At 33.8% G+C, this 21,173-nt stretch carries 18 protein-coding genes; 4 read left to right on the top strand and 14 right to left on the bottom strand.

Annotated features, from left to right (window positions below):
* Positions 1 to 26 precede the first annotated feature (26 nt).
* From ACEN92_RS03210 to ACEN92_RS03190, 5 genes are all read right to left on the bottom strand, one after another.
* Positions 27 to 2,153, bottom strand: coding sequence for an alpha-glucuronidase family glycosyl hydrolase (locus ACEN92_RS03210; RefSeq protein ID WP_495640928.1), 2,127 nt, complete (start codon positions 2,151 to 2,153; stop codon positions 27 to 29).
* Between the two features lie 365 nt (positions 2,154 to 2,518).
* Positions 2,519 to 2,884, bottom strand: a complete 366-nt coding sequence (locus ACEN92_RS03205) for a SpoIIAA family protein (protein ID WP_495640927.1) — start codon at positions 2,882 to 2,884, stop codon at positions 2,519 to 2,521.
* A gap of 184 nt (positions 2,885 to 3,068) precedes the next feature.
* Positions 3,069 to 3,680, bottom strand: a complete 612-nt coding sequence (locus ACEN92_RS03200; protein WP_495640926.1) for a thioredoxin family protein — start codon at positions 3,678 to 3,680, stop codon at positions 3,069 to 3,071.
* A gap of 2 nt (positions 3,681 to 3,682) precedes the next feature.
* Complete coding sequence (locus tag ACEN92_RS03195; protein ID WP_495640925.1) at positions 3,683 to 4,165, bottom strand: TlpA family protein disulfide reductase; 483 nt, start codon at positions 4,163 to 4,165, stop codon at positions 3,683 to 3,685.
* Positions 4,166 to 4,253: 88 nt separating this feature from the next.
* The gene (locus ACEN92_RS03190) at positions 4,254 to 5,063 is read right to left on the bottom strand and encodes a mechanosensitive ion channel family protein (protein WP_495640924.1); all 810 of its coding nucleotides are present in this window, start codon (positions 5,061 to 5,063) and stop codon (positions 4,254 to 4,256) included.
* Positions 5,064 to 5,382: 319 nt separating this feature from the next.
* Between ACEN92_RS03190 and ACEN92_RS03185 the strand changes: the two genes are divergently transcribed.
* Both ACEN92_RS03185 and ACEN92_RS03180 read left to right on the top strand, forming a co-directional pair.
* Positions 5,383 to 6,765: a GH1 family beta-glucosidase gene (locus ACEN92_RS03185; protein ID WP_495640923.1), complete on the top strand. Its 1,383-nt coding sequence runs from the start codon at positions 5,383 to 5,385 to the stop codon at positions 6,763 to 6,765.
* A 62-nt stretch (positions 6,766 to 6,827) separates the two neighbouring features.
* Positions 6,828 to 7,211: a hypothetical protein gene (locus ACEN92_RS03180; RefSeq protein WP_495640922.1), complete on the top strand. Its 384-nt coding sequence runs from the start codon at positions 6,828 to 6,830 to the stop codon at positions 7,209 to 7,211.
* A 56-nt stretch (positions 7,212 to 7,267) separates the two neighbouring features.
* On the opposite strand, the gene ACEN92_RS03175 is transcribed toward ACEN92_RS03180, so the two are convergent.
* Together ACEN92_RS03175 and ACEN92_RS03170 are read right to left on the bottom strand one after the other, a co-directional pair.
* The gene (locus ACEN92_RS03175; RefSeq protein ID WP_495640921.1) at positions 7,268 to 7,672 is read right to left on the bottom strand and encodes a cupin domain-containing protein; all 405 of its coding nucleotides are present in this window, start codon (positions 7,670 to 7,672) and stop codon (positions 7,268 to 7,270) included.
* Between the two features lie 247 nt (positions 7,673 to 7,919).
* A complete protein-coding gene (locus ACEN92_RS03170; RefSeq protein ID WP_495640920.1) occupies positions 7,920 to 8,792 on the bottom strand; it encodes a helix-turn-helix domain-containing protein in 873 nt (290 codons plus the stop codon).
* Positions 8,793 to 8,980: 188 nt separating this feature from the next.
* Between ACEN92_RS03170 and ACEN92_RS03165 the strand changes: the two genes are divergently transcribed.
* Both ACEN92_RS03165 and ACEN92_RS03160 read left to right on the top strand, forming a co-directional pair.
* Positions 8,981 to 9,568, top strand: a complete 588-nt coding sequence (locus tag ACEN92_RS03165; RefSeq protein ID WP_495640919.1) for a Crp/Fnr family transcriptional regulator — start codon at positions 8,981 to 8,983, stop codon at positions 9,566 to 9,568.
* A gap of 100 nt (positions 9,569 to 9,668) precedes the next feature.
* Positions 9,669 to 10,649, top strand: coding sequence for an SMP-30/gluconolactonase/LRE family protein (locus ACEN92_RS03160; protein WP_495640918.1), 981 nt, complete (start codon positions 9,669 to 9,671; stop codon positions 10,647 to 10,649).
* 66 nt (positions 10,650 to 10,715) lie between these two features.
* Here ACEN92_RS03160 and galA read toward each other — a convergent pair whose 3' ends face one another.
* From galA to ACEN92_RS03125, 7 genes are all read right to left on the bottom strand, one after another.
* Complete coding sequence (gene galA / locus ACEN92_RS03155) at positions 10,716 to 13,541, bottom strand: beta-galactosidase GalA (protein WP_495640917.1); 2,826 nt, start codon at positions 13,539 to 13,541, stop codon at positions 10,716 to 10,718.
* A gap of 349 nt (positions 13,542 to 13,890) precedes the next feature.
* Complete coding sequence (locus ACEN92_RS03150) at positions 13,891 to 15,492, bottom strand: family 43 glycosylhydrolase (RefSeq protein ID WP_495640916.1); 1,602 nt, start codon at positions 15,490 to 15,492, stop codon at positions 13,891 to 13,893.
* A 217-nt stretch (positions 15,493 to 15,709) separates the two neighbouring features.
* Complete coding sequence (gene uxuA / locus ACEN92_RS03145) at positions 15,710 to 16,864, bottom strand: mannonate dehydratase (RefSeq protein WP_495642325.1); 1,155 nt, start codon at positions 16,862 to 16,864, stop codon at positions 15,710 to 15,712.
* Between the two features lie 29 nt (positions 16,865 to 16,893).
* Entirely contained in the window at positions 16,894 to 17,712 is an 819-nt protein-coding gene (locus ACEN92_RS03140; RefSeq protein ID WP_495640915.1) for an SDR family oxidoreductase, read from the bottom strand.
* A 24-nt stretch (positions 17,713 to 17,736) separates the two neighbouring features.
* Positions 17,737 to 18,324, bottom strand: coding sequence for a LutC/YkgG family protein (locus ACEN92_RS03135; protein WP_495640914.1), 588 nt, complete (start codon positions 18,322 to 18,324; stop codon positions 17,737 to 17,739).
* Positions 18,317 to 19,717, bottom strand: a complete 1,401-nt coding sequence (locus ACEN92_RS03130; RefSeq protein WP_495640913.1) for a lactate utilization protein B — start codon at positions 19,715 to 19,717, stop codon at positions 18,317 to 18,319. Before ACEN92_RS03130 ends, ACEN92_RS03135 begins: the two co-directional genes overlap by 8 nt.
* A 40-nt stretch (positions 19,718 to 19,757) precedes the next feature.
* Positions 19,758 to 21,128 carry a glycoside hydrolase family 28 protein gene (locus ACEN92_RS03125; RefSeq protein ID WP_495640912.1) on the bottom strand — a complete coding sequence of 457 codons (1,371 nt, stop codon included), beginning with the start codon at positions 21,126 to 21,128 and terminating at the stop codon, positions 19,758 to 19,760.
* Positions 21,129 to 21,173: the final 45 nt, after the last annotated feature.

Below are 21,173 nucleotides of genomic sequence, written 5' to 3'. Positions count from 1 at the left end.
AATTATTTACGCTATTTTTTACCGAATTAATTTCCTTGTGCAAATGGAAATTTTAATGATTTAAAATACTCTAAAGATTGTGTTGGTTTCTCAACTCCTGCAGGCAACTCTTTACCTGAATATTGTTGAAAATAAAGTAAACATGCATCCCGCCACCATTTTGCTTCTTTATATTGAATCCCCAGCAGCATCTCAACCTCTTTGAAACGTTCGCTGTCAATATATTTTTCAGTTTTATTCCAGGTATTTTGCATCTCTTTTACCTGATCAACACCTTCCTGATATTTGAGTGCTATTCCGTTCCAAAGCGTTTGCCCATTTTTTAATTTATAATCCCAGGAAACATGATGAAACCACAGTAAATATTTTTCAGGGCAGGCTTCCGGGTTATCAAAAATTTTCTCCACTTCGGGAGCATATTGCGCTGTTGCATTTGTTCCGGTTTTTGAGCGGTCAAAACCAATTCCGTTTTTATCGGCTTTGTGATAGTATACTGGATTCCACTCCGGTCGTGATAAATTTGAAACCCAAGGACCCGGTCCGTAATGGTGTCCTGTGTCCATAATATGATGTAATCCTAAAGGTGTCATATAATTTACAACCGCTTCACGAGATTGTATCATCATTTCTTTTACTGGCTTAATGAAATTTTCATCATTCGAAAAAGTAGACCTAAGCCATTCATCAGCAATAACTTCCGAATCTAAATAAGGATTCCATGCCAGTCTTCCAAAGCCATACCAATTGGCCTGTGCAAAAGGATGCCCGGTCCAGTTTAAATCATTTCCAATGTTGGAAACGCCAGCAATTCCGGTAATCCTGATTTTAGTTAAAGAGCCATCTATTACTTTGGCAACCGTAGAACCTTTTTCTTTTTGATGGGTATCAGATTCTAAAACTTCCTGAAATAATTTTGGAAGAAAAACCAAATGCGTGCTAAAACCTAAATATTCCTGAGTGATTTGAAACTCCATCATCAAAGGTGTTTTTGGCATAGCGCCAAACATCGGATGAAAGGGTTCGCGAGGTTGAAAATCGATGGCGCCATTCTTTACCTGAACAATTACATTCTCTCTAAATTTTCCATCATAAGGTACAAATTCAGCGTAAGCTTGTTTGGCTCTGTCATTTGCATCATGTTCAGAATAGACAAAAGCACGCCACATAATTACACCTCCAAAAGGTGCAACCGCATCTGCCAGCATATTCGCTCCGTCAACGTGATCTCTTCCATAATTTTGTGGGCCTGGCTGACCTTCTGAATTTGCTTTTACCAAAAATCCTCCAAAATCTGGGATCATTTTATAAATTTCTTTGGCTTTGCCTTTCCACCAATTTATTACATCAGTGTCTTTTGGATCGGCAGTTTTTAAACCTCCAATTTCTATTGGTGCCGAAAAGCGGGCTGTTAAATATACTTTTATTCCATATGGTCTGAACGCATTGGCCAAAGCCGCTACTTTTTCTAAATATTGTGGCGTTAAGATTAATGCATTCGCATTTACATTGTTCAAAACCGTTCCGTTAATTCCGATTGACGCATTTGCCCTTGCATAATCAATATAACGCTGATCGATAAAATCCGGAAGTTTCTGCCAATTCCATAAAGAGAAACCGGCATATCCGCGTTCGACAGTTCGGTCTAAATTATCCCAGTGATTTAAAACCCGGATATTTATTTTCGGAGCATCAACTATATTCAGGTTTTTGATCGATTTATCTGTCTGAATTAATCTTAAAAAATTATAAACACCATATAAAACCCCAACATCATTTTTACCACTTATTAAAATATGCTTTTTATTTTTTATTGAAATAGATTTAATAATAAAACCTTCTTCATTTATTTGATCGAAATCAATTCCAGCTGCTTTTTGAATTTCTGAATTTAAAACTGCTCTGGAGCCTATAATTATTTTATTCTCTCCTTCTAATTTTGTTGCAGAATCAATTTCGTTCCCTAGCATGCTTGTCAGACCCAACTTTAATTCTTTCAAAGAAATATTAGAAGTTTCAGATTTTCCCAATACAATTATTCCTTTCATATTTGAAAGATAATCTGAAATCATTTCGGGACTTGTTTTCTTTTCATATTGCAGCCATAGTTTGTAATCACTCTGGGCTGAAATTGACTCTGTAATTACGAAAAACATTGCGATCAATATTAAAAAAGTCTTTTTCCTTAAATTCATTTTCTTCAATTTATTTTTTTAATATCATCAATATCTCTAATAAAATATATGATAAATTTAATAACAAAAGAATACAGTATTAGAGTTATTAAATTGCAATCGGTTGCGTAAAAATATAATATTGTTGTTTATGAAAAAAATTTTAAGTTGCTTTTTTTGAAATAATAATGAAATTTCTTTTTTTGAAGTATAATATTAAAAAAATAATGCTTTTGGATTGTTTTAAAAACAATTCAAAAGCAAATTATAATACCGTAAGTTAAATGAAATGTAACTGTTAAATATATAGCAATTAAAAACTATTGCTAAGATTTCTATTTTTTAAACTATATATTACCTTCTACCCAATTCAAGGCTTTGTTAAAATCTATTTTTTTAAAACCACGAAATTCCCCGGGAACAATGTAACTGAATCCATTAGTGAATGAAATTATCTCATCTGAATCGGTAACGATAGCAGCCCTGTTCCATTTTCCTAAATGTTTAAGCCCTACCATGATATCCTGAAGCCAGGCACCAGATGTAAAATTTCCTATGTCCGTATCCAATACCAATAAAAAATTAATTTCATTAATCCTTTTCACTAATTTATCTATTGATGGAACTACAACTGCCTGAAAATCCTCTTTGGTTACTTCTGCCAATGCTCTGAAAGCAACTACATTATCTGCGGTATCAATCACGTGTATCATTTTTATATATTTTTTATAATTATTACCAAATTTAGAATACCAATAATGAATTGCTTTATATGATCTCGGCAAAGTTTTATAGAATATCTATCCTTTTATGCTGTAATAAGTTTTGAATATAAACCTTTAAAAATAAAAAATGCCTCAAATTATTGAGGCATTTTTTGAATTAAGCTGCTTATAATTAAGCTTTAGCTTTTCTTTTTACGGTACAGCCAATTTCTTTTGTTTGTGTTATGGCTGGTTTTTGATTGCTTTTTAAAGCTGCAATAACATCTTCGGCATATTTTATTTTTTCAGTCTTCGTGCCTTCGGGATCATTATCAATAGCACCAACGTATTCTATAATATTTCCTTTTGCTGTTTTGGAAACGATAAAAATATGAGGGGTGCGTTTTGCGCCATATTGGTCTGTTACTTTTTGTCCGGCATCAAATAAATAAGGGAAAGGGTATTTTTTCTCTTTGGCTAAATCCTGCATTTTATTAAAAGCATCAGCTGAAGAAGCTTCCGGGTCATTTGGATTAATAGCAATTACAGGATATCCCTGTGGTTTGAATTTTTTATCCAAATCAATAATTCTTTGTTCATAAGCTACTGCGTAAGGACATGTATTGCAGGTAAAAACAACAATATAACCTTTTGCATTAGGGAAACTTGCAAAAGAAACTTCTTTGTTATCTACATTATTAAGTTTAAAATCAGGCGCTGTATCTCCGGCTTTAAGAGTTGCAGTTTGTGCCTGGGTAAGAAAGGCAGAAAATGCCAGCATCATTAATAGAATTATTTTTTTCATAGTTACAGTTTTTTATATTCGGTTAATAATTGTTCGTAGGTAAATTCACTTTCGACAAACTTTCGCTTATCATTTTTAATAAAAATTGTAGCAGGAATACTTCCTGACCACGAAGGATCAATTCGGTCAATATATTCTTGCGGACTGCTTTCGTTAAGCAGAAAAACTTCACTCTTCAAATTTTTTCTTTTCACAAATGGAATCACGCCCGAATTCAATTTTGATTTAAAATCAACACTAATCAGTAATACTGCTAATTTCTCAGATTTATGTTCTGCTTTGAGTTTTTCGAAATTAGGTAATTCCTTAATACACGGAGCACACCAGGTTGCCCAGAAGTTGACCACATAGGTACTGTCTTTTCCATTCTTTATTCTTTCATTAAGCTGGTCAATATTAAGCAGCTTTACTTGCTGGCTATAAGCTGAAATCGAAAATGCGGAGAACAGAAAAATACAAACTGTAAAAGCCTTAAGTTTTATCATAAATTAATACACCTATATTATTGTTCTTACAAATATAACTAATGTGAATTATAACAGATATGCATTAATTGTTAATATAGATTTAAAATTACTTCAAAATAAATCCGTTTTCTTTTAAAGTACTCAGAACTTCTGCAATTATTTTTGAGCGATTTTCAGAACTTTTCGGATTTGTAGTTGATTCTACCCAATAACGGATATTCAACTGTGCTATTCCTGCAGTAACATCTGTGATCAAAGCCGAATCAGTATGCTCTTTATCAACAACTTCATGATTATCTGCAAGGACTTTTTTTACCAACTCTATTGCCTTGTTAAAATCAGCGCCGTATTCAAGTCCAACTGTAAAAGTCTGCAATAAAAAGCCACTGCTATTATAATTAATTAAGGTGTTTTTAATTAATAAAGCATTTGGAATATAAATAATTTTGCTGTCACTTTTAATTTCTGTATCACGAAGATTCAATGTAAGTACTTCGCCTTTCACACCATTACTTTCTATGATATCCCCCACAGAAAAAGGCCTTTTGAAGGCAAGAAGTATTCCGGCAAGAAAATTTTCGCCAATATCCTTAAGAGCAAATCCAATAATAAATGCTGAAATTCCGGCACCGGCCAGAATACTTTGTGCAATTCCGCTTAATCCAATAATCTTAAACATAATAAGGACGCCAATTATAATCAAAACAGATTTAATTAATCGGGCAATAAAAGTAGCAAGCAAAGGATCATGCATTCTAATTTTTAATCTCTTAGCGGCAATTATACCAATTCGTGAAGCAATAAACCAGGAAACTAAAATTACGACAACAGCTAATATAAATTTGGGTGTTAAATCAACAATGCTATAATAATACCCTTCTAAATGTTTGTATACGTCCTGAATAAAATCTTTCATACATTCAAATTTTATAACTGGCTTAAAATTATATAATTGAGAATTTACGGGTTTATACAATATCATAAAAATATTACAAATACTTAATCTAAAAAATATTTAGAAGTGGATAAAACATCTGAAAAACATTACGCAACTATTTGATAATATTTACATTACATTGAATTCATATTTATTTCCTTAATTTGATTAAAAATAAATAGTTATGAAATTCTTTAGTCTAAAATTTATAGTTTCATTCAAGGAGTGGCTTTTTCTAAGAGCGATGCATTCTACTTTTCTTCATTAATTTACTTTACAAACAGGAAAGCACATTTGAATGAATAAATTAGAGCGGTCATTTTTAAACAAAGACCAATTTGGTGAGGATTTTCTTTGGGGAGTTTCTACAGCTGCTTTTCAAATTGAAGGCGCACATGAAGCCGACGGAAAAGGTCTTTCTATATGGGATGTTTTTACCAAACAAAAAGGTAAAATAAAAAATAGTCATCATGCCGATAATGCTTGTGATTTTTATAATTTCTATAAAGATGACATCCAATTGGCACGTGAGTTAAACATTCCAAATTTTCGGTTTTCTATTAGTTGGCCGCGTATTATGCCTTCGGGAGTTCACCCGATAAATCAGGCAGGAATTGACTATTACAACAAGGTTATTGATTTTTTGTTTGAATGTGAAATCGAACCCTGGGTTACACTTTACCATTGGGATCTGCCCCATTCATTAGAATTAAAAGGAGGCTGGACAAACAGAGAATGTGTTTCATGGTTTTCAGAATATGTAGAAGTATGTGCACATCATTTTGGCGATCGGGTAAAAAACTGGATGGTTATAAATGAACCATCTGTTTTTACTGGTGCAGGATATTTTCTTGGTATTCATGCTCCGGGGAAAAAAGGAATCACAAACTACCTTAAAGCCATACATCATGTAACATTAGCTACAACCGCCGGTGCAAAAATATTGCGTCATAATATACAAAATGCTAATATCGGTACAACGTTTTCATGTACACATATCGAACCTGAAACACAAAAGCAAAAAGATATCGAAGCTGCAAAACGTGTTGACACTTTGCTGAACAGGACTTTTATTGAACCTTTATTGGGTCTTGGGTATCCGCAGGACGATCTCCCTGTATTAAAAAAACTCAATAATTATATTCTGTCTGATGATAAAAATAATATGGCTTTTGATTTCGATTTTATAGGTCTTCAATGCTATACAAGGGAAATTGTAAAATCTTCATTATTTACTCCTTACATCGGAGCAGAACTAGTAAGTGCCGAAAAAAGAAACGTTATTTCAACTACCATGGGATGGGAAATCTACCCTCCTGCCCTTTATTATATTCTGCAAAAATTTAATACTTATAAAGGAATAAAGAAAATTATAATAACTGAAAATGGTGCTGCATTTCCCGATTCGGTTTCCAATGGAAAAGTATACGATATTAGCAGAACTCATTTTATACAAGATAATTTAGAACAATTATATAAAGCTAAGCTGGAAGGCTGTAAAGTCGATGGCTATTTTGTCTGGAGCCTTACCGATAATTTTGAATGGGCTGAAGGTTACAATGCCAGATTTGGATTAATTCATGTTGATTTTGATACTCAAAAGAGAACTATTAAACAATCCGGTTTGTGGTTCCGGGACTTTTTAGAAGAAAAACAAAACAAATTATATAATTTATCGTAAAAATTATATAAATCAAAAAAGTGAAATCTTTGTAATTTAAAGTTTTATTAAATTAATTTCAAATGAATTTAATATCTCAAATTATATGGTTATTTATCCTGGCTATTCCTATTGCCTGTATTAGCTGGACTGTAACTCAGGAAGAAATATTTCGGGAACCAAGACAATGGTGTGTAAACCGTTCTCAAAATGACAGCAAGATTTTAATCAGGAAGTTTTTTTATCTTTTTACCTGCGAGTATTGTTTTAGTCACTATATCACTCTTTTTTTTATTCTTATTTGTGATTTTAAACTTCTGATACCTGACTGGCGTGGATATTTAATTTCTGGGTTTTCATTAGTTTTTTTAGCTAATGCCTACATGAGCCTTTTTGCTTTGTTAAGACAGGCCATTAAAAAAGAAAAAGTCGAAATAAAAAAAATTGAAACTACTACAGATACATAAAAACAAAACCACTCTAATATGGAGTGATTTTTGTTTTTATTATTTTGTGTTAAAGCCTATTTTTCAAAACTATTGTATTCTTCATCCGTTACACTTTTCAGCCAGATTCCTGATCCTTTATCAATTTCTGTAATAATAGTAATTTGCGAAAATTGACTATAAGGCACAGCACCATACCAATGTTCTGCTCCGGGCATTATAGTAACAACTTCACCCTTCTGCAACAAGCGTATTGCACTGCCTCTTTCCTGGAAATATCCAACACCATCAGTTGCAATTAGCAATTGTAAAGTTGGATTAATATGCCAATTGCTCCTTGAGCCGGGTTCAAAAGCCATTTCTTTGATGACAGTATTATCCGGATGAATATTGCTTGTTTGTTTTTTATAAAAAACTTCGCCTGTCATGTATCTGTTAGGAATTACTCCTTCTTCAATTACGGTGGTATAAGGTGTTGACATAAAATAATTGTTTTTTGAGTTTAGTTTTCTATTTAAAAAATTATCAGTAATAGGTTTGCCCTAAATAATTTAAAGCTTTTGTTTAATGGGAACTGAAACTAAATGAAGCAAAGAATGTGCTTTTGGAGTTATAATTTAGTCAGTCAAAAAATCTGATACATGATTGATTATCTGATGCAAATTTAAGTAAGCAAATTCAATTAGAAATAATAAAATTCAAACAAAAAATTAAGAATATCAAACAATTTTACATTCTTAATGATTTTGGAACTGTTCCCGTAAGCCTTTTGAAGTAGTTGTTAAAATAGCTTGGATATTCAAATCCAAGTGAATAGCCAATATCTGCAATACTCCAATCTGTATGCTGCAATAAAGCTTTTGCTTCGCTGATAATTCTTTCGGTAATATGTGCTGTAGTAGATTTTCCTGTAATTTCTTTTACAGAACGATTTAAATGATTGACATGCACAGCAAGGCTTTGCGCATAATCCTGCGGTGTTTTAAAAGCAAGTGGCTGATCTTTACTCTCTATTGGAAATTGTCTTTCTAAAAGTTCAATAAATAATGATGTAATTCTTGAAGAAGCATTTTTATGTTTAAAGAAGTTCTCCGAAGGCTGCATTTTCATTGATTCATGAATAATCAGATTGATACAATTTCGGATCAGATCATCTTTAAAAACATAGTCAGTATCTTGTTCAACAATCATTTTCTGAAATAAAGAAGTTACAAAGATCTTCTGTTCTTCTGATAAATAAAAGATTGGGGTTCCGCCAATTTTAAATAACGGACATTCATGAAGGCTTTCTGAACGGTCGTTTACCTTTAAAAATTCTTCGGTAAAAACACATGCAAAACCATGATAAGATGAAGAAAGCAATTCCCATGAATACGGAATATGCGGGTTCCCGAAAAACAATGTTGTCCCATTGGTTTCAATACCCCTGTCTGCATAGTGAATGAGGCTTTGAGAAGTATTCATACAGATTTTATAGAAATCCCTGCGATTGTAAGTTGGTATTGCGCTGCAATCACTTCCAATTTCATACACTTTAAAACCTTTCATTTTTAAATCTGAAGTATTAAAATCAGCCGGCTGAGAAATTGTTTGGTCGTTCATGCAACAAAGTTATGAAATTCAAATAAATAAAAATATTGTTTTAGGTTTCAAGTTTTTTTATTTCAGGCTCTCATCGTTGTCATTTCAATTTCTATGACAGAATTGCGCAAACTTTAGTTCATAGACAAAGTTTGGGCAACCTGGAATTTGAAACGTGAAACCTGAAACAACTTTAATATCTTTGTTAAATGAAGGACCTGCTGCCAGTAATAGATTATGTATCAAGATATGTTGATTTAACAGATGACGAAAAAAAGCATCTGGCTACTTTTTTGAAGATTACCAAAGTAAAAAAAAGGCAGTTTATCGTACAGCCCGGTTTTGTATGTAAACATAAAAGTTATGTTGTAAAAGGTGCTTTTAGAGGTTATCTGGTTGATAATGAAGGAAAAGAACACACGCTGTCATTTGCTATTGAAGACTGGTGGATATCTGATTACAGCAGTTTGATTTATCAGGAACCTGCCACTTTATTTGTAGAAGCTCTTGAAGATTCGGTTCTTATTCAAATTGAATACGAAGACGAGCAAAAATTTCTGAAGGAGATTCCAAAACTTGAAAAATTCGAGCGCATTATTACCCAGCGTTCGCTTGCTTTTCAGCAAAAAAGACTGCTGTCAAATTTTACAAAAACAGCCGAAGAACGCTATGATGAATTTATGAGTAAATATTCAGCAATTGCTAAACGTGTTCCTCAATATGCACTAGCTTCTTATCTTGGTTTTAGTACGGAGTATTTAAGTAAAATACGTAATCGTAAAACCTCAAAAAGTTAAACTGGTTCAACTATATTTCCTAAACCAGTTCATTTTTATTTTTCTTATTCTGTCCCAGATTTGCATTGTCAATACCGACGAATAACTTAAATTAATAAAAATGAAAAACACAATTTTGATTTCAGCTTTTTCAATTCTTTTCATGGCGTGCGACAGCGAAAAAAAAACGGGAGATCCTTCTGTTTCCCTGCAAAGCAAATACACCATTACAGCTATTGGACTTTATCCTGAAGGGATTGATTACGATACAAAAAATGAAAAATTCCTGATTAGTTCATTGTACAAAGGAGCTGTTTATGCTATGAATACCAAAGGGAAAGTATCCATTTTTGCAACGAGCAGCAAACTGGTTTTACCAACAGGAGTTTATACTGATGAAGTCCGAAACCGGTTAATAGTTGCTAACGCTGATTTGGGAATTTCTCAAAAAAGTACTGCAGGAAGCGCCGGATCTGTTGCTACGGTAAGTATTTTTAATCTTACTTCAGGTGAGTTGATCAAAGAGATTGATTTGAAGAATTTTACGCCAAATTCAGGATCTTGTCCAAATGATATTGCTGTAGATACTAATGGCAATATTTATATTACAGATTCATTTTCTCCCATTATTTACAAAATTGACAATAATTATGCTGCTTCTGTATTTGCGACTAACACTTTGTTTCAGCCCAAACCAAATGAATTTGGTCTAAACGGAATTGTTTTTCACCCTGATGGTTATTTATTAGTGGCAAAAACCGATACTTCTAAACTATTGAAAATATCCCTTTCAAATCCTGCCAATATTACTGAGGTAACAGGAACTACATTTAGCGCTCCTGATGGTATCGAATTTGACAAAAACAATAATTTGGTTGTTGTAGAAAATGGCTTAGCCCAAGGAAAAACATATACTTTGTCAAGTAACAACAACTGGGCAAGTGCTGTAAAAATAGGTGAAACTACTATTGGAAAAGATGAATTCCCAACTACTGCCGCTTTGGCTTCTGATGGAAATGTTTATGCTATCAGTTCGAAATTGGGTAAATTGTTATCAGGAGATAAGAGTCAGTCAACTTATATTATTCAAAGAATAAATTAAGTTTTTTGTTTCAGGTTTCAGGTATTTAACCGCAAACTTTGCGAACCTGAAACCTGAAACTTGAAACTATTTTTTCAATACTAAACTTCCTGCGTTTAAACCTTTGGCAGTTGCCGATAAAACAATCTCTTTTCCACTACCGTCTTTCTGAACAATTACCTGGGCATATCCGTTAAAAAGTTTTCGCTTCCAGGGTTCAGCTGGCGTAATTACCTGTATAATTCCCGGATCTGTATTCATAACGTCCCAGTCTCTTATTCTTTGTAATGGTGTTGCTACAATCTGAATTGTGTTTTTACCTTCTTTTAATATAGCTGCATTTAAAATGTACTTTTGAGCATCTTCTGAACTTGCTGCCAACTTATTTCCGTTAATAAAAATGACTACATCTGTTCCTATTTTTTTATAATAGAAGCTAACGATATTTGTATTTGCAATATTCTTCAAATCAAACTGTCCTCTATAAATATAAGATGGAGCCTGATTTTTATAATCCCTGTCCTTAAAAGCTGCTGTCCAGTTATTTTCTGAATCAGAAGCTAATTGATTTGGAAGATCGGCTGTGGTAAGTTTCTGTTCCTCCAGATTAGTTATAGAAACCAATGCAACATCATCAATAAATTGTTCTTTTTCTAATGATGTCGGATTACCATTTCCTGTACCAATTATTTTCCCTCCTATTATTGAAAAGTTTATTTCGTCATTTGCTGTCGGTACATGCTGTCCTTTTTTATCAGTAACTTCAACCGTTACTACACTAACATTCGAATTCAAAACATTTTCTTTATCGACCGAAAGCTTGATATTTTCAGCAATTCCGGTTGTTTTTTGAGTTTCCGTCAGAACTTTTTTTCCGTTTTTATATCCAATTGCTTCAAGAGTTCCCGAAGCGTATTTTACTTTCCATTCTAAATGCCCTAATTGCTCCATTTTCTTTTTGCCCAAACTCTTTTTGTTTAAGAAAAGTTCTACTTCATCACAATTCGAGTATGCCCAGACATCAATTTCTTTACCTTCCATACCACTCCAATTCCAATGTGGTAGTAAGTGCAATACAGGTTCTTTTCCCCACCATGATTTCAAATAAAAGACATTGTCTTTCGGGAAACCGCAAACATCCATCATTCCAAAATAAGACGTTACCGATGGCCAGCCATATGGTGTAGGTTCTCCGCGATAATCAAAACCGGTCCAGATAAACATTCCGGCCATGTGCGGACGTGTTGCATAAAATTTCCAGCCTTCTTCAATACTATAAAAAGATGGTCGCGGTTTTTTATCATAGGCACTTTGATAATGTTGGGCATCATCTGTAAAATAAATTCCACGGGTTGCAAACGTCGAACCTTCTTCAGTTCCCATTCCGGGTTGCTGTTTAAATTCATTTCGGTGCGCATCAATATCTCCGTTTCCAAGATAATTATAACCCATAATTTCAACTACTGAGGAGATACCGCTTCTAAAACCACTACTTACCGCTACCGTCACAGGTCTTGTTGGATCGATACTTTTTGCAAATCCCTGCATGACATTCGTGATACGTTCTCCAACAACACCACCTTCAATATTCCATTCTTCATTTCCTACTGACCAACAAAAAATACTCGGATGATTGCGATCGCGTTCAATTACTCGTTTTAAATCATTTAGATGATAATCGTTAATTCCCATCAATCGGGTTTCATCAATTACCAGCATTCCTAATTTATCACAAGCTTCAAGCAGCTCAGGTGTAGGGGGATGATGTGAGCAGCGATAGGCATTCGAACCCATCTCCTTCAATTTTTTGATTCGGAAATATTGCAATTCGTCTGGCAAAGCGGTTCCAATTCCCGCATGATCCTGATGATTGTTTGTTCCTTTCAGTTTTACCGATTTTCCGTTAAGGAAGAAACCTTTCTCTGCATCAAATTTAATTGTTCTTATTCCGAACGGAGTTTCATAACTGTCAATAATTTTTCCGTCTTGTTTAATCTCAGTAACTAAACGATATAAATTCGGATTTTCAATATCCCATAATAACGGATTCTTAACTTGTAATTTTGAAGTATAATCGGTTTTTTTGTAAAAATCAGGAGCTGGCACATTTTCAGAAACAGTTGTAATTTGTTTGCCTGAAGCATCCAAAATGCTTTGTGCAATTTCAATTGAACCTTTGTAGTTTCCTTTATTTTCTATAGTAACCCGGGCTGTAACTTCTGCATTATCATTTTGAATTTCCGAAGTAACATAAGTTCCGTTTGCAGTAACATGAATCGGATTTGTCTTTTGCAGATAAACATGTCTGTAAATTCCGGCACCTTCATAAAACCATCCTTCTTCCATTGAAGCATCTGCACGAACGACAATCGTATTCTCTCCTCCATAATTTACATACGACGTAACATCATATTCAAAACCGTTATAACCGCTTTCTTCTGTTCCGAGGTAATAACCATTGAAAAATACTTTAGAATTTCTAAAAACACCATCAAATTTTATTGAAATGATTCGGCCTTTATCAGCCTCCGGAATAGTGATTTTTTTTCGATACCAACCAATACTCTTTTCAGGAAAACCTTTTCCGGCTGTTTTAAATCCGTGGCTAAAACTTCCCTTTTCACTAAAAGGCTGCTCTACTGCCCAATCATGCGGAAGATCTAATTTTCTCCAGGCACGGTCATCAAAACCTTGTGCGGCAGGGCCATCCCCATATCCTGTTTTTGTTAAATAGGAAAAATAACTTGTAGCATGATTGAAATCTTTCTGGGTATCATATAGATGTCCGAGAGAAAAACGCCAGTCTTTATCGATTAAAATCAAATCTCTTTCTGATCTTTTTTGAGCAGCAGCACAAAAGGATATCAACAAAATAAAATAGAGAAAGATTCCTTTTAAAGAAATAGTTTTCATAAAGTATGGTTTAATAATTAGCAAAGGCTGTAAAGATAGCCTGTTTAATTTGGGAGTATTAATAGTATTTTATCAAAGTTTAATGAATTTTAGTGCTTAAAAACTAAATTATTTCATTTCTTCATTTTTAATGGTGATTTTTTAAGAAGCTAATCCCGCTATCCGTTGCAATCTTTTGTGGCTAACCCCACCACAAAAGGATTTCCACTTCTATCGGGGCTAGGATAAGCATTTTTACAAGAATATTTATTAGTACAGTTTGTCATTTCGACGAAAGGAGAATATTGCGCATTTTCAGCGGATTAAAATCCGCTGAAAATGCGCAATATGATCAAACAAGTACACAAGATTAATTTTTAACCAATGAAACATCGTCAACCTGGCAAGAAGCATTTGCTGTACCATCAGCCAGAAAACCAATTTCAATCTTTCCTTTCTTAGCTGATATATTATTGATGGTTATCGTTTTCCATGATGAATTTTCATCTTTTAAATTGTAAATGAGTCTTTTACCATTACTTAAAGCATACATTTCTAAATTTGTAAAACCTTTGGTATTTTTTACTTTGGCTGTAAGCGTATACGATCCGTCTTCAAGTTTGACATAAGGAGAAGAGACAATTGTTTGAAAAGTTTTTCGTTTAAAGTTAACCTTGTCATTAATATTTAAGCTTTTTTCGCCGATAACAATCCTTCTGTCGTTTTCAGTATTGAAGTAATTTATAACCGGAGAATTTATACTATCCAGTCCAATTTTATTTCCTTCAATTACCTCATTAGACCATCCGGTTAATTCTGTTTGTACAGGTTTAACAGGACTTGGAATATGCCTGCGATCGGCTTCAAAGCTTCCGTTTTTAATGTAATCATTATCTTTGGCTACTTTCCACTCGCCTGTTTTGGCATTAATATTCCATGAATTAAGCGAATTAAAATAAGGAGTTTCTCCATCAAATGAAATCGGACACCATTGGTTATATCCTAAACCGTTGCCTGCAAAATCTGCCCATCGGTCTCCACAGTATACTATTGTTTCCTGCTTGCTTCCTTTTACAGAAAAGAAAAAACCAGTTTGTGATACATGTGCAAAATCATCTGAAGCCCCGTTTATAACCAGCATTTCATTGGCAGGAAGATACGGTCCTCTAATATCATCAGCAACTAAATAATAGGCAAATGAAGCATCCCAGCCATAAATATTGGATGCAAACATATAATATTTATTTTGGTACTTGAACATGCAATTTCCTTCACGGCTTTCTCCTTTAAAGACCTGTGTGCAGTCTAAAAGGTTTACTTTCCCTTCTTTGACACCAATTTCAGAAACATATATCTTGTTCCTTCCTTTACCATAAGAATAAATCAAATAAGATTTTCCGGTATCTTCATCGGTAAATACGGTTTGATCGCCAGTATTGCTGGTTCCTATCATTTTCTCCATATTTATTTTTTGATTCCAGATAAATTGACCGGTTGGAGAATCCGAAAGCGTAATTAATACCTCACTTCCATGCTGAACAAACATCGCATATTTATTCAGCTCTTTTATATAAGCAACTCCTAAGCGCCCTACCCAGGTTTTGCCGAATTTATTCACTTCATCTGTAGTTACAACATCTCCTTCAAACGTCCAATTCACTAAATCAACTGAACTATAACAGGTTACAGATTTAAAAGTAGCATTCTTTTGTGTAATAAATGGAGCGTTTCTATAGCTGTCAGCCTCTTCATAATAAACACCATACCAGTAATATTTTTGTACTCCTGTCATAGGATCTGCAAATTTAAAAATACCACCACCCTGACTATTTATTGGCTGTCCATCTTTTGTATTCCAAAAAATATCATTTTTGATGTTGCCAGTCTGCGCATTGACGTTGCTCATTATACCTAAAATAATAACCAACATAAAAAAAGATGTGATTGCAGGATATATTTTTTTAATTTCCATGGTCTTATTTTTTTTTAATTAAAAATATGATAGATATGAATAAGTCATATAAGTTCGATCTAAACTATAGATTTATTCTACTATTTAAATGTACTTATATGACTTATGTTTCTTTAAAACCTGTTGGCTTTACAGATTATTTCACTTTAATAATAACTTCTTTAGGTTTTAATTATTGGCTTATAAATATGACAGTTATATTATTATTTTATAAAACTTACAAGGAACGAATTATACCTTCTTCCAAACCTCTTAACTCAGCTAAACCTCTTAATCTCCCAATAGCTGAATAACCGGGATTATTTATTTTTCCTAAATCATCCAGCATTTGATGGCCGTGATCCGGTCTGAACGGAATCGAAATATTGCTCTTTTTTTGTATTAGCAATAATTCTTTTACTACTGCATACATATCTACATTTCCATCTAAATGATCTGCTTCGAAAAAGTTACCTTCTTCATCCCTGCGAACATTTCGTAAATGAATAAAGTGTACCTTATCGCCTAAAGCTTTTGCAATTTCAGGTAAATCATTTTTTTCTGATGCTCCAAGAGAACCTGTGCAAAAACAAATTCCGTTTGATTTATAAGGTGCTTTTGAAAGAATATAATCATAATCTTCCATTGAGTTTACAATACGTGGCAATCCTAAAATATCAAAAGGAGGATCATCCGGATGAATGGCCAATTTTACGCCGCATTCATCTGCAACCGGGCAAATTTCATTTAAAAAGTAACTCAGGTTTTCTCTTAAAATGGCTCTGTTGATATTGGCGTAAGGTTTTAATTTGGCCTGCATATCAGCAACAGTCATCTTTTTTTCACCTGGAATTCCAAACATGACTACATCCGAAAGCGCCTGTAACTGCTCTTCGTTTGATGTATTGAAACGTTCTTTTGCCTGAGAAACTATGTTTGCAGGGTAACTGTTTTCAGCATTTTCTCTTTTTAAAATATAAATATCAAAAACCGCCAGATCAACCCAGTTAAAATACAGGGCCTGAGAGCCATCAGGCATTTCATAATCTAATTTTGTTCTTGTCCAGTCATTAACCGGCATAAAATTATAAGTAATAATTTTGATCCCACAAGCTGCAACATTACGAATACTCTCTTTATATTTTTCGATATAAACTTTATAATCGCCAGTTTTGGTTTTAATGTCTTCATGAACCGTAATGCTTTCCACTACATCCCATGTTAAGCCGTATTTTTCAATTTCAGCTTTTCTTTTACTTATTTCTTCAATAGTCCATATTTCTCCATGAGGAACATGGTGTAAAGCAGTTACAATTCCGGTAGCTCCGGTTTGTTTTATATGTTGTAAACTTACCGGATCATTTGGGCCGAACCATCTCCAGGTTTGTATCATTCTGTTCATACTTTCTTTTTTTTTTAAAATTATACACCGCTAAAGATTGTAAAACCGCCATCTAAAGTCACTTTTGAACCTGTAGCAAATTTTGAAGCATCGCTTAATAACCAAACCAATGCTCCTATTAATTCGTCGGGGCTTCCAAAACGTTTATACGGGGTATTTTGAATAATTAAATTTCCTCTTTCGGTTAAACTTCCGTCGGGATTTGTTAGTAATGTTCGGTTTTGTTCCGTTAAGAAAAATCCGGGAACAATTGAATTCATCCTGATTTTATCGCCATATCGTTTTGCAAGTTCAACTGAAAACCATTTTGTATAAGAATCGATAGCTGTTTTTGCCAGACTATATCCTAAAACTTTCGTCAAAGCCTGTTCTGTTGCCACGGATGAAATATTTACAATACTGCCAATACTGTTGTTATTTTTGATTGCTTCACCAAAAATCTGTGTTGGCAAAAGTGTTCCGAATAAATTCAGGTTCATCACTTTTTGCAAAGCATCCATATTCAGTTTAAAAATATCCTGATCCGGCTGAATAACAGCATCGGGCATGTTTCCACCTGCTGCATTTACCAGACCATCTATTTTTCCGTACTTTGAAAGAACTAAATCGCGTGCTTTTATCAAATCACTTTCGATAGTTACGTCAGCAATTAAAGCTAAAGCTTCTCCTCCATTTTTAATAATGGATTCTGCTCTTTCATTGGCTACTTTTTCATTTCGGCCTAAAACGCCAACTATTCCACCTGCAGCTGCAATACCGTTAACAAAAGCTTCACCCAATACTCCGGTTGCGCCCGTTACAATTATTACTTTTCCTTTTAATGTAAAATCTGTTTTCAAATCTTTATATTTTTATTTTTTAATTTAATCCAGTAAAAAAACAATTAATCCTCTTGCGCCATGTGCTCCCAAAACTAAAGACTGTTCAATATCTGCTGTTTTTGACGGTCCCGCAATAAAAGTTCCGAAACCATATTCCTGATTTCCAATTCTTTTATATGCCTGATGCATGGTTGCTAAAATTTCGCTTTTATTGACAATAATTGCTAAATATTGTGTAATAAAAGGAGTTACACGTTGTCCTAATATATCATCGGTCACCCAAAGCGCACTATTTTCGGCAACGCCAAAATGAGCTTTTATGATTGCTAATTCAACATTTTGAAGCGTATGTGGATCATCATTTTTCCAATCTAAAACCGCCACTTCAGAAAGTTCGGGAATAGTTGTAATTATTCTTTTATCCAGTGAATAATTGTTTTTTAGGAAGGCTAAAATTTCATTATAATCAGCTACTTCGACACTTTCTCCTCCAATATTTTTTAAAACCGTTTTATAGGTTTCCAAAACATTCAGATTTTCCGAAAATAAAACTTCTAAATCAGGTAAATCTGCACTTATAACTGGCTGATTTTGTTTTATTTTCTGTAATATTTCGGCTTTACTACTCATTATCCTTAGCTTTAGATTCTCTTGAATTTTTCTTGTACCATTCCCTAAATGATTCTTCAGGAACGGCTGGCATTTCACGTTGGTCATACCATTTGTTCATCTTGTTATTAACCATTGAAGGAATGTTTTTCATTACAAATCTTCCTGATTTTCCGGCTAAATTAAATATGGCAGGATTTGCCAAAACTGTAGCCATCGTTTTCATTGCGATCGTTTTTGCCTGCGGTGTATGGCCTTCTTTCACCAATACCTGACGCCATTTGTATAACTGATCGTGAATATCAATTTTTACAGGGCAAACATTGGTACATGAGCCGCAAAGTGTGCTGGCAAAAGGTAAATCAGCATTTTTGCTCATATCTAAATTAGGAGCTAAAATAGAACCAATTGGTCCTGCCACCGCATTGTGATAACTGTGTCCGCCGCTTCGTCTGTAAACAGGACAAGTGTTCATACAGGCACCACAACGAATACATTTTAATGAATTCCTGAAATCTTCTCTTCCTAATTGTGTACTTCTGCCATTGTCAACGATCACAATATGTATTTCTTTTCCTTCTCTTGGTTTTTTAAAATGACTCGAAAAAGTAGTAATAGGCTGTCCCGTAGCGCTTCTGGCCAATAATCTAAGAAAAACACCCAAATGTTTACGCTGCGGAATCAGTTTTTCAAATCCCATACAGGCAATGTGTACATCTGCTAAATGCGCTCCCATGTCTGCATTTCCTTCGTTGGTACAGACTACAATTTCACCGGTTTCAGCAATGGCAAAATTCACTCCGGTTAAAGCGACTTTTCGGGTTAAGAAAGTATTTCTTAAACTTAAACGTGCAGATTCGGTTAAATATTGAGGGTCAATGTTTCCTTTTTCCGTTCCCAAATGCTCGTGAAAAGTTTCACTTACATCTTCTTTTTTAAGGTGAATAGCAGGCAAAACAATATGACTTGGCGGTTCTTTACGGAGCTGTACAATGTATTCTCCTAAATCAGAATCGATAACTTCAATACCTTTTTCGGTTAAATAATCGTTCAAATGACATTCTTCTGTAAGCATTGATTTGGATTTCACCATTTGCTTTACGTCATGCTTTGCCATAATCGAATGTACTATTTCATTATGTTCTTTTGCATCTGTTGCCCAGTGGACAATTATTCCGTTCTTTTGAGCATTTGCCTCAAATTCAATTAAATAATCATGAATATTAGAAAGTACATTATTTTTGATTTGTGAAGCCGTTTCCCTGAGTAATTCCCAATCCGGAATTTGATTGGCAGATTTATCCCGTTTTTCACGGACAAACCAAAGTGTTTCATCGTGCCAGTCAACTCGTTTTACATCTTTATTAAAACGGGCTGCAGCTTCGCTATGTGGCATTATTTTTTTTGAAGACATTTTTTTAATAGTTTAAAATAAACCGGTGGTTAAAATTAAATCAATTTTTATTTACAAAATTCAAAACATTTTCATGAATGTTTTGATTTCCCTGGACAACATCGGCAGTAACATTTTTTAGAAATATATTCTCTACAGGAAGTTCTTTCTGTCCAGAAATTTTCGAAATAAACTTCACATTAGTTGCTTTTATATTATCCAGATATACATTTTTTATAGGTGTAAGCCTGCGCTCAATTGTTGGAACTAAATCTCTCCATTGGTATAATACATCAGTGTCAATACCCAGAATTCCTGCGTCAATTTTCCCTGAAACAATATTACTCATATAAATGTTATTGACATACCCGCCCCTGCGTTCATTTGTCTTTATAAAAAGAAGATGATTTAATTTTGCACCATCCACGACAGTACAATTATCAATAAATACATTTTCTATTCCGCCTGAAAGCTCGCTGCCAATGGCTACTAACTGATGTCCGTTTTTGACGGTACAATTGCGCATTATAATATTTTTTGAAGGAGTATTTAATCTCCAGGCGTCCTGATTACTTCCTGATTTTATGGCAATCGCATCGTCTCCCTGATCAAAAATGCAATTTTCAATCAATACGTTGTGACTCATTTCAGGATCAACGCCATCATTATTATGCCCGTGTGCATATACTTTAAGATTTCTAAGCACGACATCCTTAGATAAGAAAGGATGAATGGTCCAAAAAGGGCTGTTGGTAATCGTAACTCCGTCCATTACTATATTTTCACAACGGTTAAACTGAATAAATTGCGGACGAAAATGAGCACTGTCATTTACCATTTGACGTTCTTTCATGGGCTTGTTATAAGACGCTAAAAAATATAATCTTTTCAGACTTTCCATGTGTGCTTTTGGTCTGGCGAACCATTCTTTCCAGATATCCATTTTAGCTTTCAGCTCTCCTTCACCGGTAATGGCTATGTTTTTACATTTGTAAGCATAAATCAATGGAGAATAATTGTAGCATTCATAACCTTCCCAAGTTGAGTTAACTGCAGGTAAATAATCATCCGGATTTTCTGAGAAAAGTAAAACTGCTCCTTTATTTAAATGAAGGTTTACATTACTTTTAAAATGAATTTTCTTGGTCGGCCATTCACCTTCCGGTATTATGACAATTCCACCTCCATCTTTATTCGCTTTTGAAATTGCTTTATTTATCGCTTCAGAAGTTTTATTTTTATTTCCCTGAACGGCTCCAAAATCAACAATTGAATATTTTTTGCACTTGCTAAAGTTCGGTATTTTTATAGCTGGCATTTCAAAAGGTGCCTTAACCCCTACTTCCTCTAAAGTTACCAAAGACACATCGTTTTTAAACGATAAAGAAATAAGTGAAAGTAATAATGCAAAACAGAGCGTTAATTTTTTCATTATAAAGTCATCTTTTTCAATTTAAAACTCACTACAAATTTTTAA

Source organism: Flavobacterium sp. Flavsp81 (assembly GCF_059491325.1).
The sequence above is the reverse complement of the archived record's forward strand: the minus strand, read 5'-3'. Positions and strand labels throughout refer to the sequence as shown.

What these genes read in the sequence shown, in the direction of transcription:
- ACEN92_RS03210 (WP_495640928.1), bottom strand. Translation starts at nt 2,153, where the DNA reads ATGTTTTTCGTAATTACAGAGTCAATTTCAGCCCAGAGTGATTACAAA.
- ACEN92_RS03205 (WP_495640927.1), bottom strand. Translation starts at nt 2,884, where the DNA reads ATGATACACGTGATTGATACCGCAGATAATGTAGTTGCTTTCAGAGCA.
- ACEN92_RS03200 (WP_495640926.1), bottom strand. Translation starts at nt 3,680, where the DNA reads ATGAAAAAAATAATTCTATTAATGATGCTGGCATTTTCTGCCTTTCTT.
- ACEN92_RS03195 (WP_495640925.1), bottom strand. Translation starts at nt 4,165, where the DNA reads ATGATAAAACTTAAGGCTTTTACAGTTTGTATTTTTCTGTTCTCCGCA.
- ACEN92_RS03190 (WP_495640924.1), bottom strand. Translation starts at nt 5,063, where the DNA reads ATGAAAGATTTTATTCAGGACGTATACAAACATTTAGAAGGGTATTAT.
- ACEN92_RS03185 (WP_495640923.1), top strand. Translation starts at nt 5,383, where the DNA reads ATGAATAAATTAGAGCGGTCATTTTTAAACAAAGACCAATTTGGTGAG.
- ACEN92_RS03180 (WP_495640922.1), top strand. Translation starts at nt 6,828, where the DNA reads ATGAATTTAATATCTCAAATTATATGGTTATTTATCCTGGCTATTCCT.
- ACEN92_RS03175 (WP_495640921.1), bottom strand. Translation starts at nt 7,672, where the DNA reads ATGTCAACACCTTATACCACCGTAATTGAAGAAGGAGTAATTCCTAAC.
- ACEN92_RS03170 (WP_495640920.1), bottom strand. Translation starts at nt 8,792, where the DNA reads ATGAACGACCAAACAATTTCTCAGCCGGCTGATTTTAATACTTCAGAT.
- ACEN92_RS03165 (WP_495640919.1), top strand. Translation starts at nt 8,981, where the DNA reads ATGAAGGACCTGCTGCCAGTAATAGATTATGTATCAAGATATGTTGAT.
- ACEN92_RS03160 (WP_495640918.1), top strand. Translation starts at nt 9,669, where the DNA reads ATGAAAAACACAATTTTGATTTCAGCTTTTTCAATTCTTTTCATGGCG.
- galA (WP_495640917.1), bottom strand. Translation starts at nt 13,541, where the DNA reads ATGAAAACTATTTCTTTAAAAGGAATCTTTCTCTATTTTATTTTGTTG.
- ACEN92_RS03150 (WP_495640916.1), bottom strand. Translation starts at nt 15,492, where the DNA reads ATGGAAATTAAAAAAATATATCCTGCAATCACATCTTTTTTTATGTTG.
- uxuA (WP_495642325.1), bottom strand. Translation starts at nt 16,864, where the DNA reads ATGATACAAACCTGGAGATGGTTCGGCCCAAATGATCCGGTAAGTTTA.
- ACEN92_RS03135 (WP_495640914.1), bottom strand. Translation starts at nt 18,324, where the DNA reads ATGAGTAGTAAAGCCGAAATATTACAGAAAATAAAACAAAATCAGCCA.
- ACEN92_RS03130 (WP_495640913.1), bottom strand. Translation starts at nt 19,717, where the DNA reads ATGTCTTCAAAAAAAATAATGCCACATAGCGAAGCTGCAGCCCGTTTT.
- ACEN92_RS03125 (WP_495640912.1), bottom strand. Translation starts at nt 21,128, where the DNA reads ATGAAAAAATTAACGCTCTGTTTTGCATTATTACTTTCACTTATTTCT.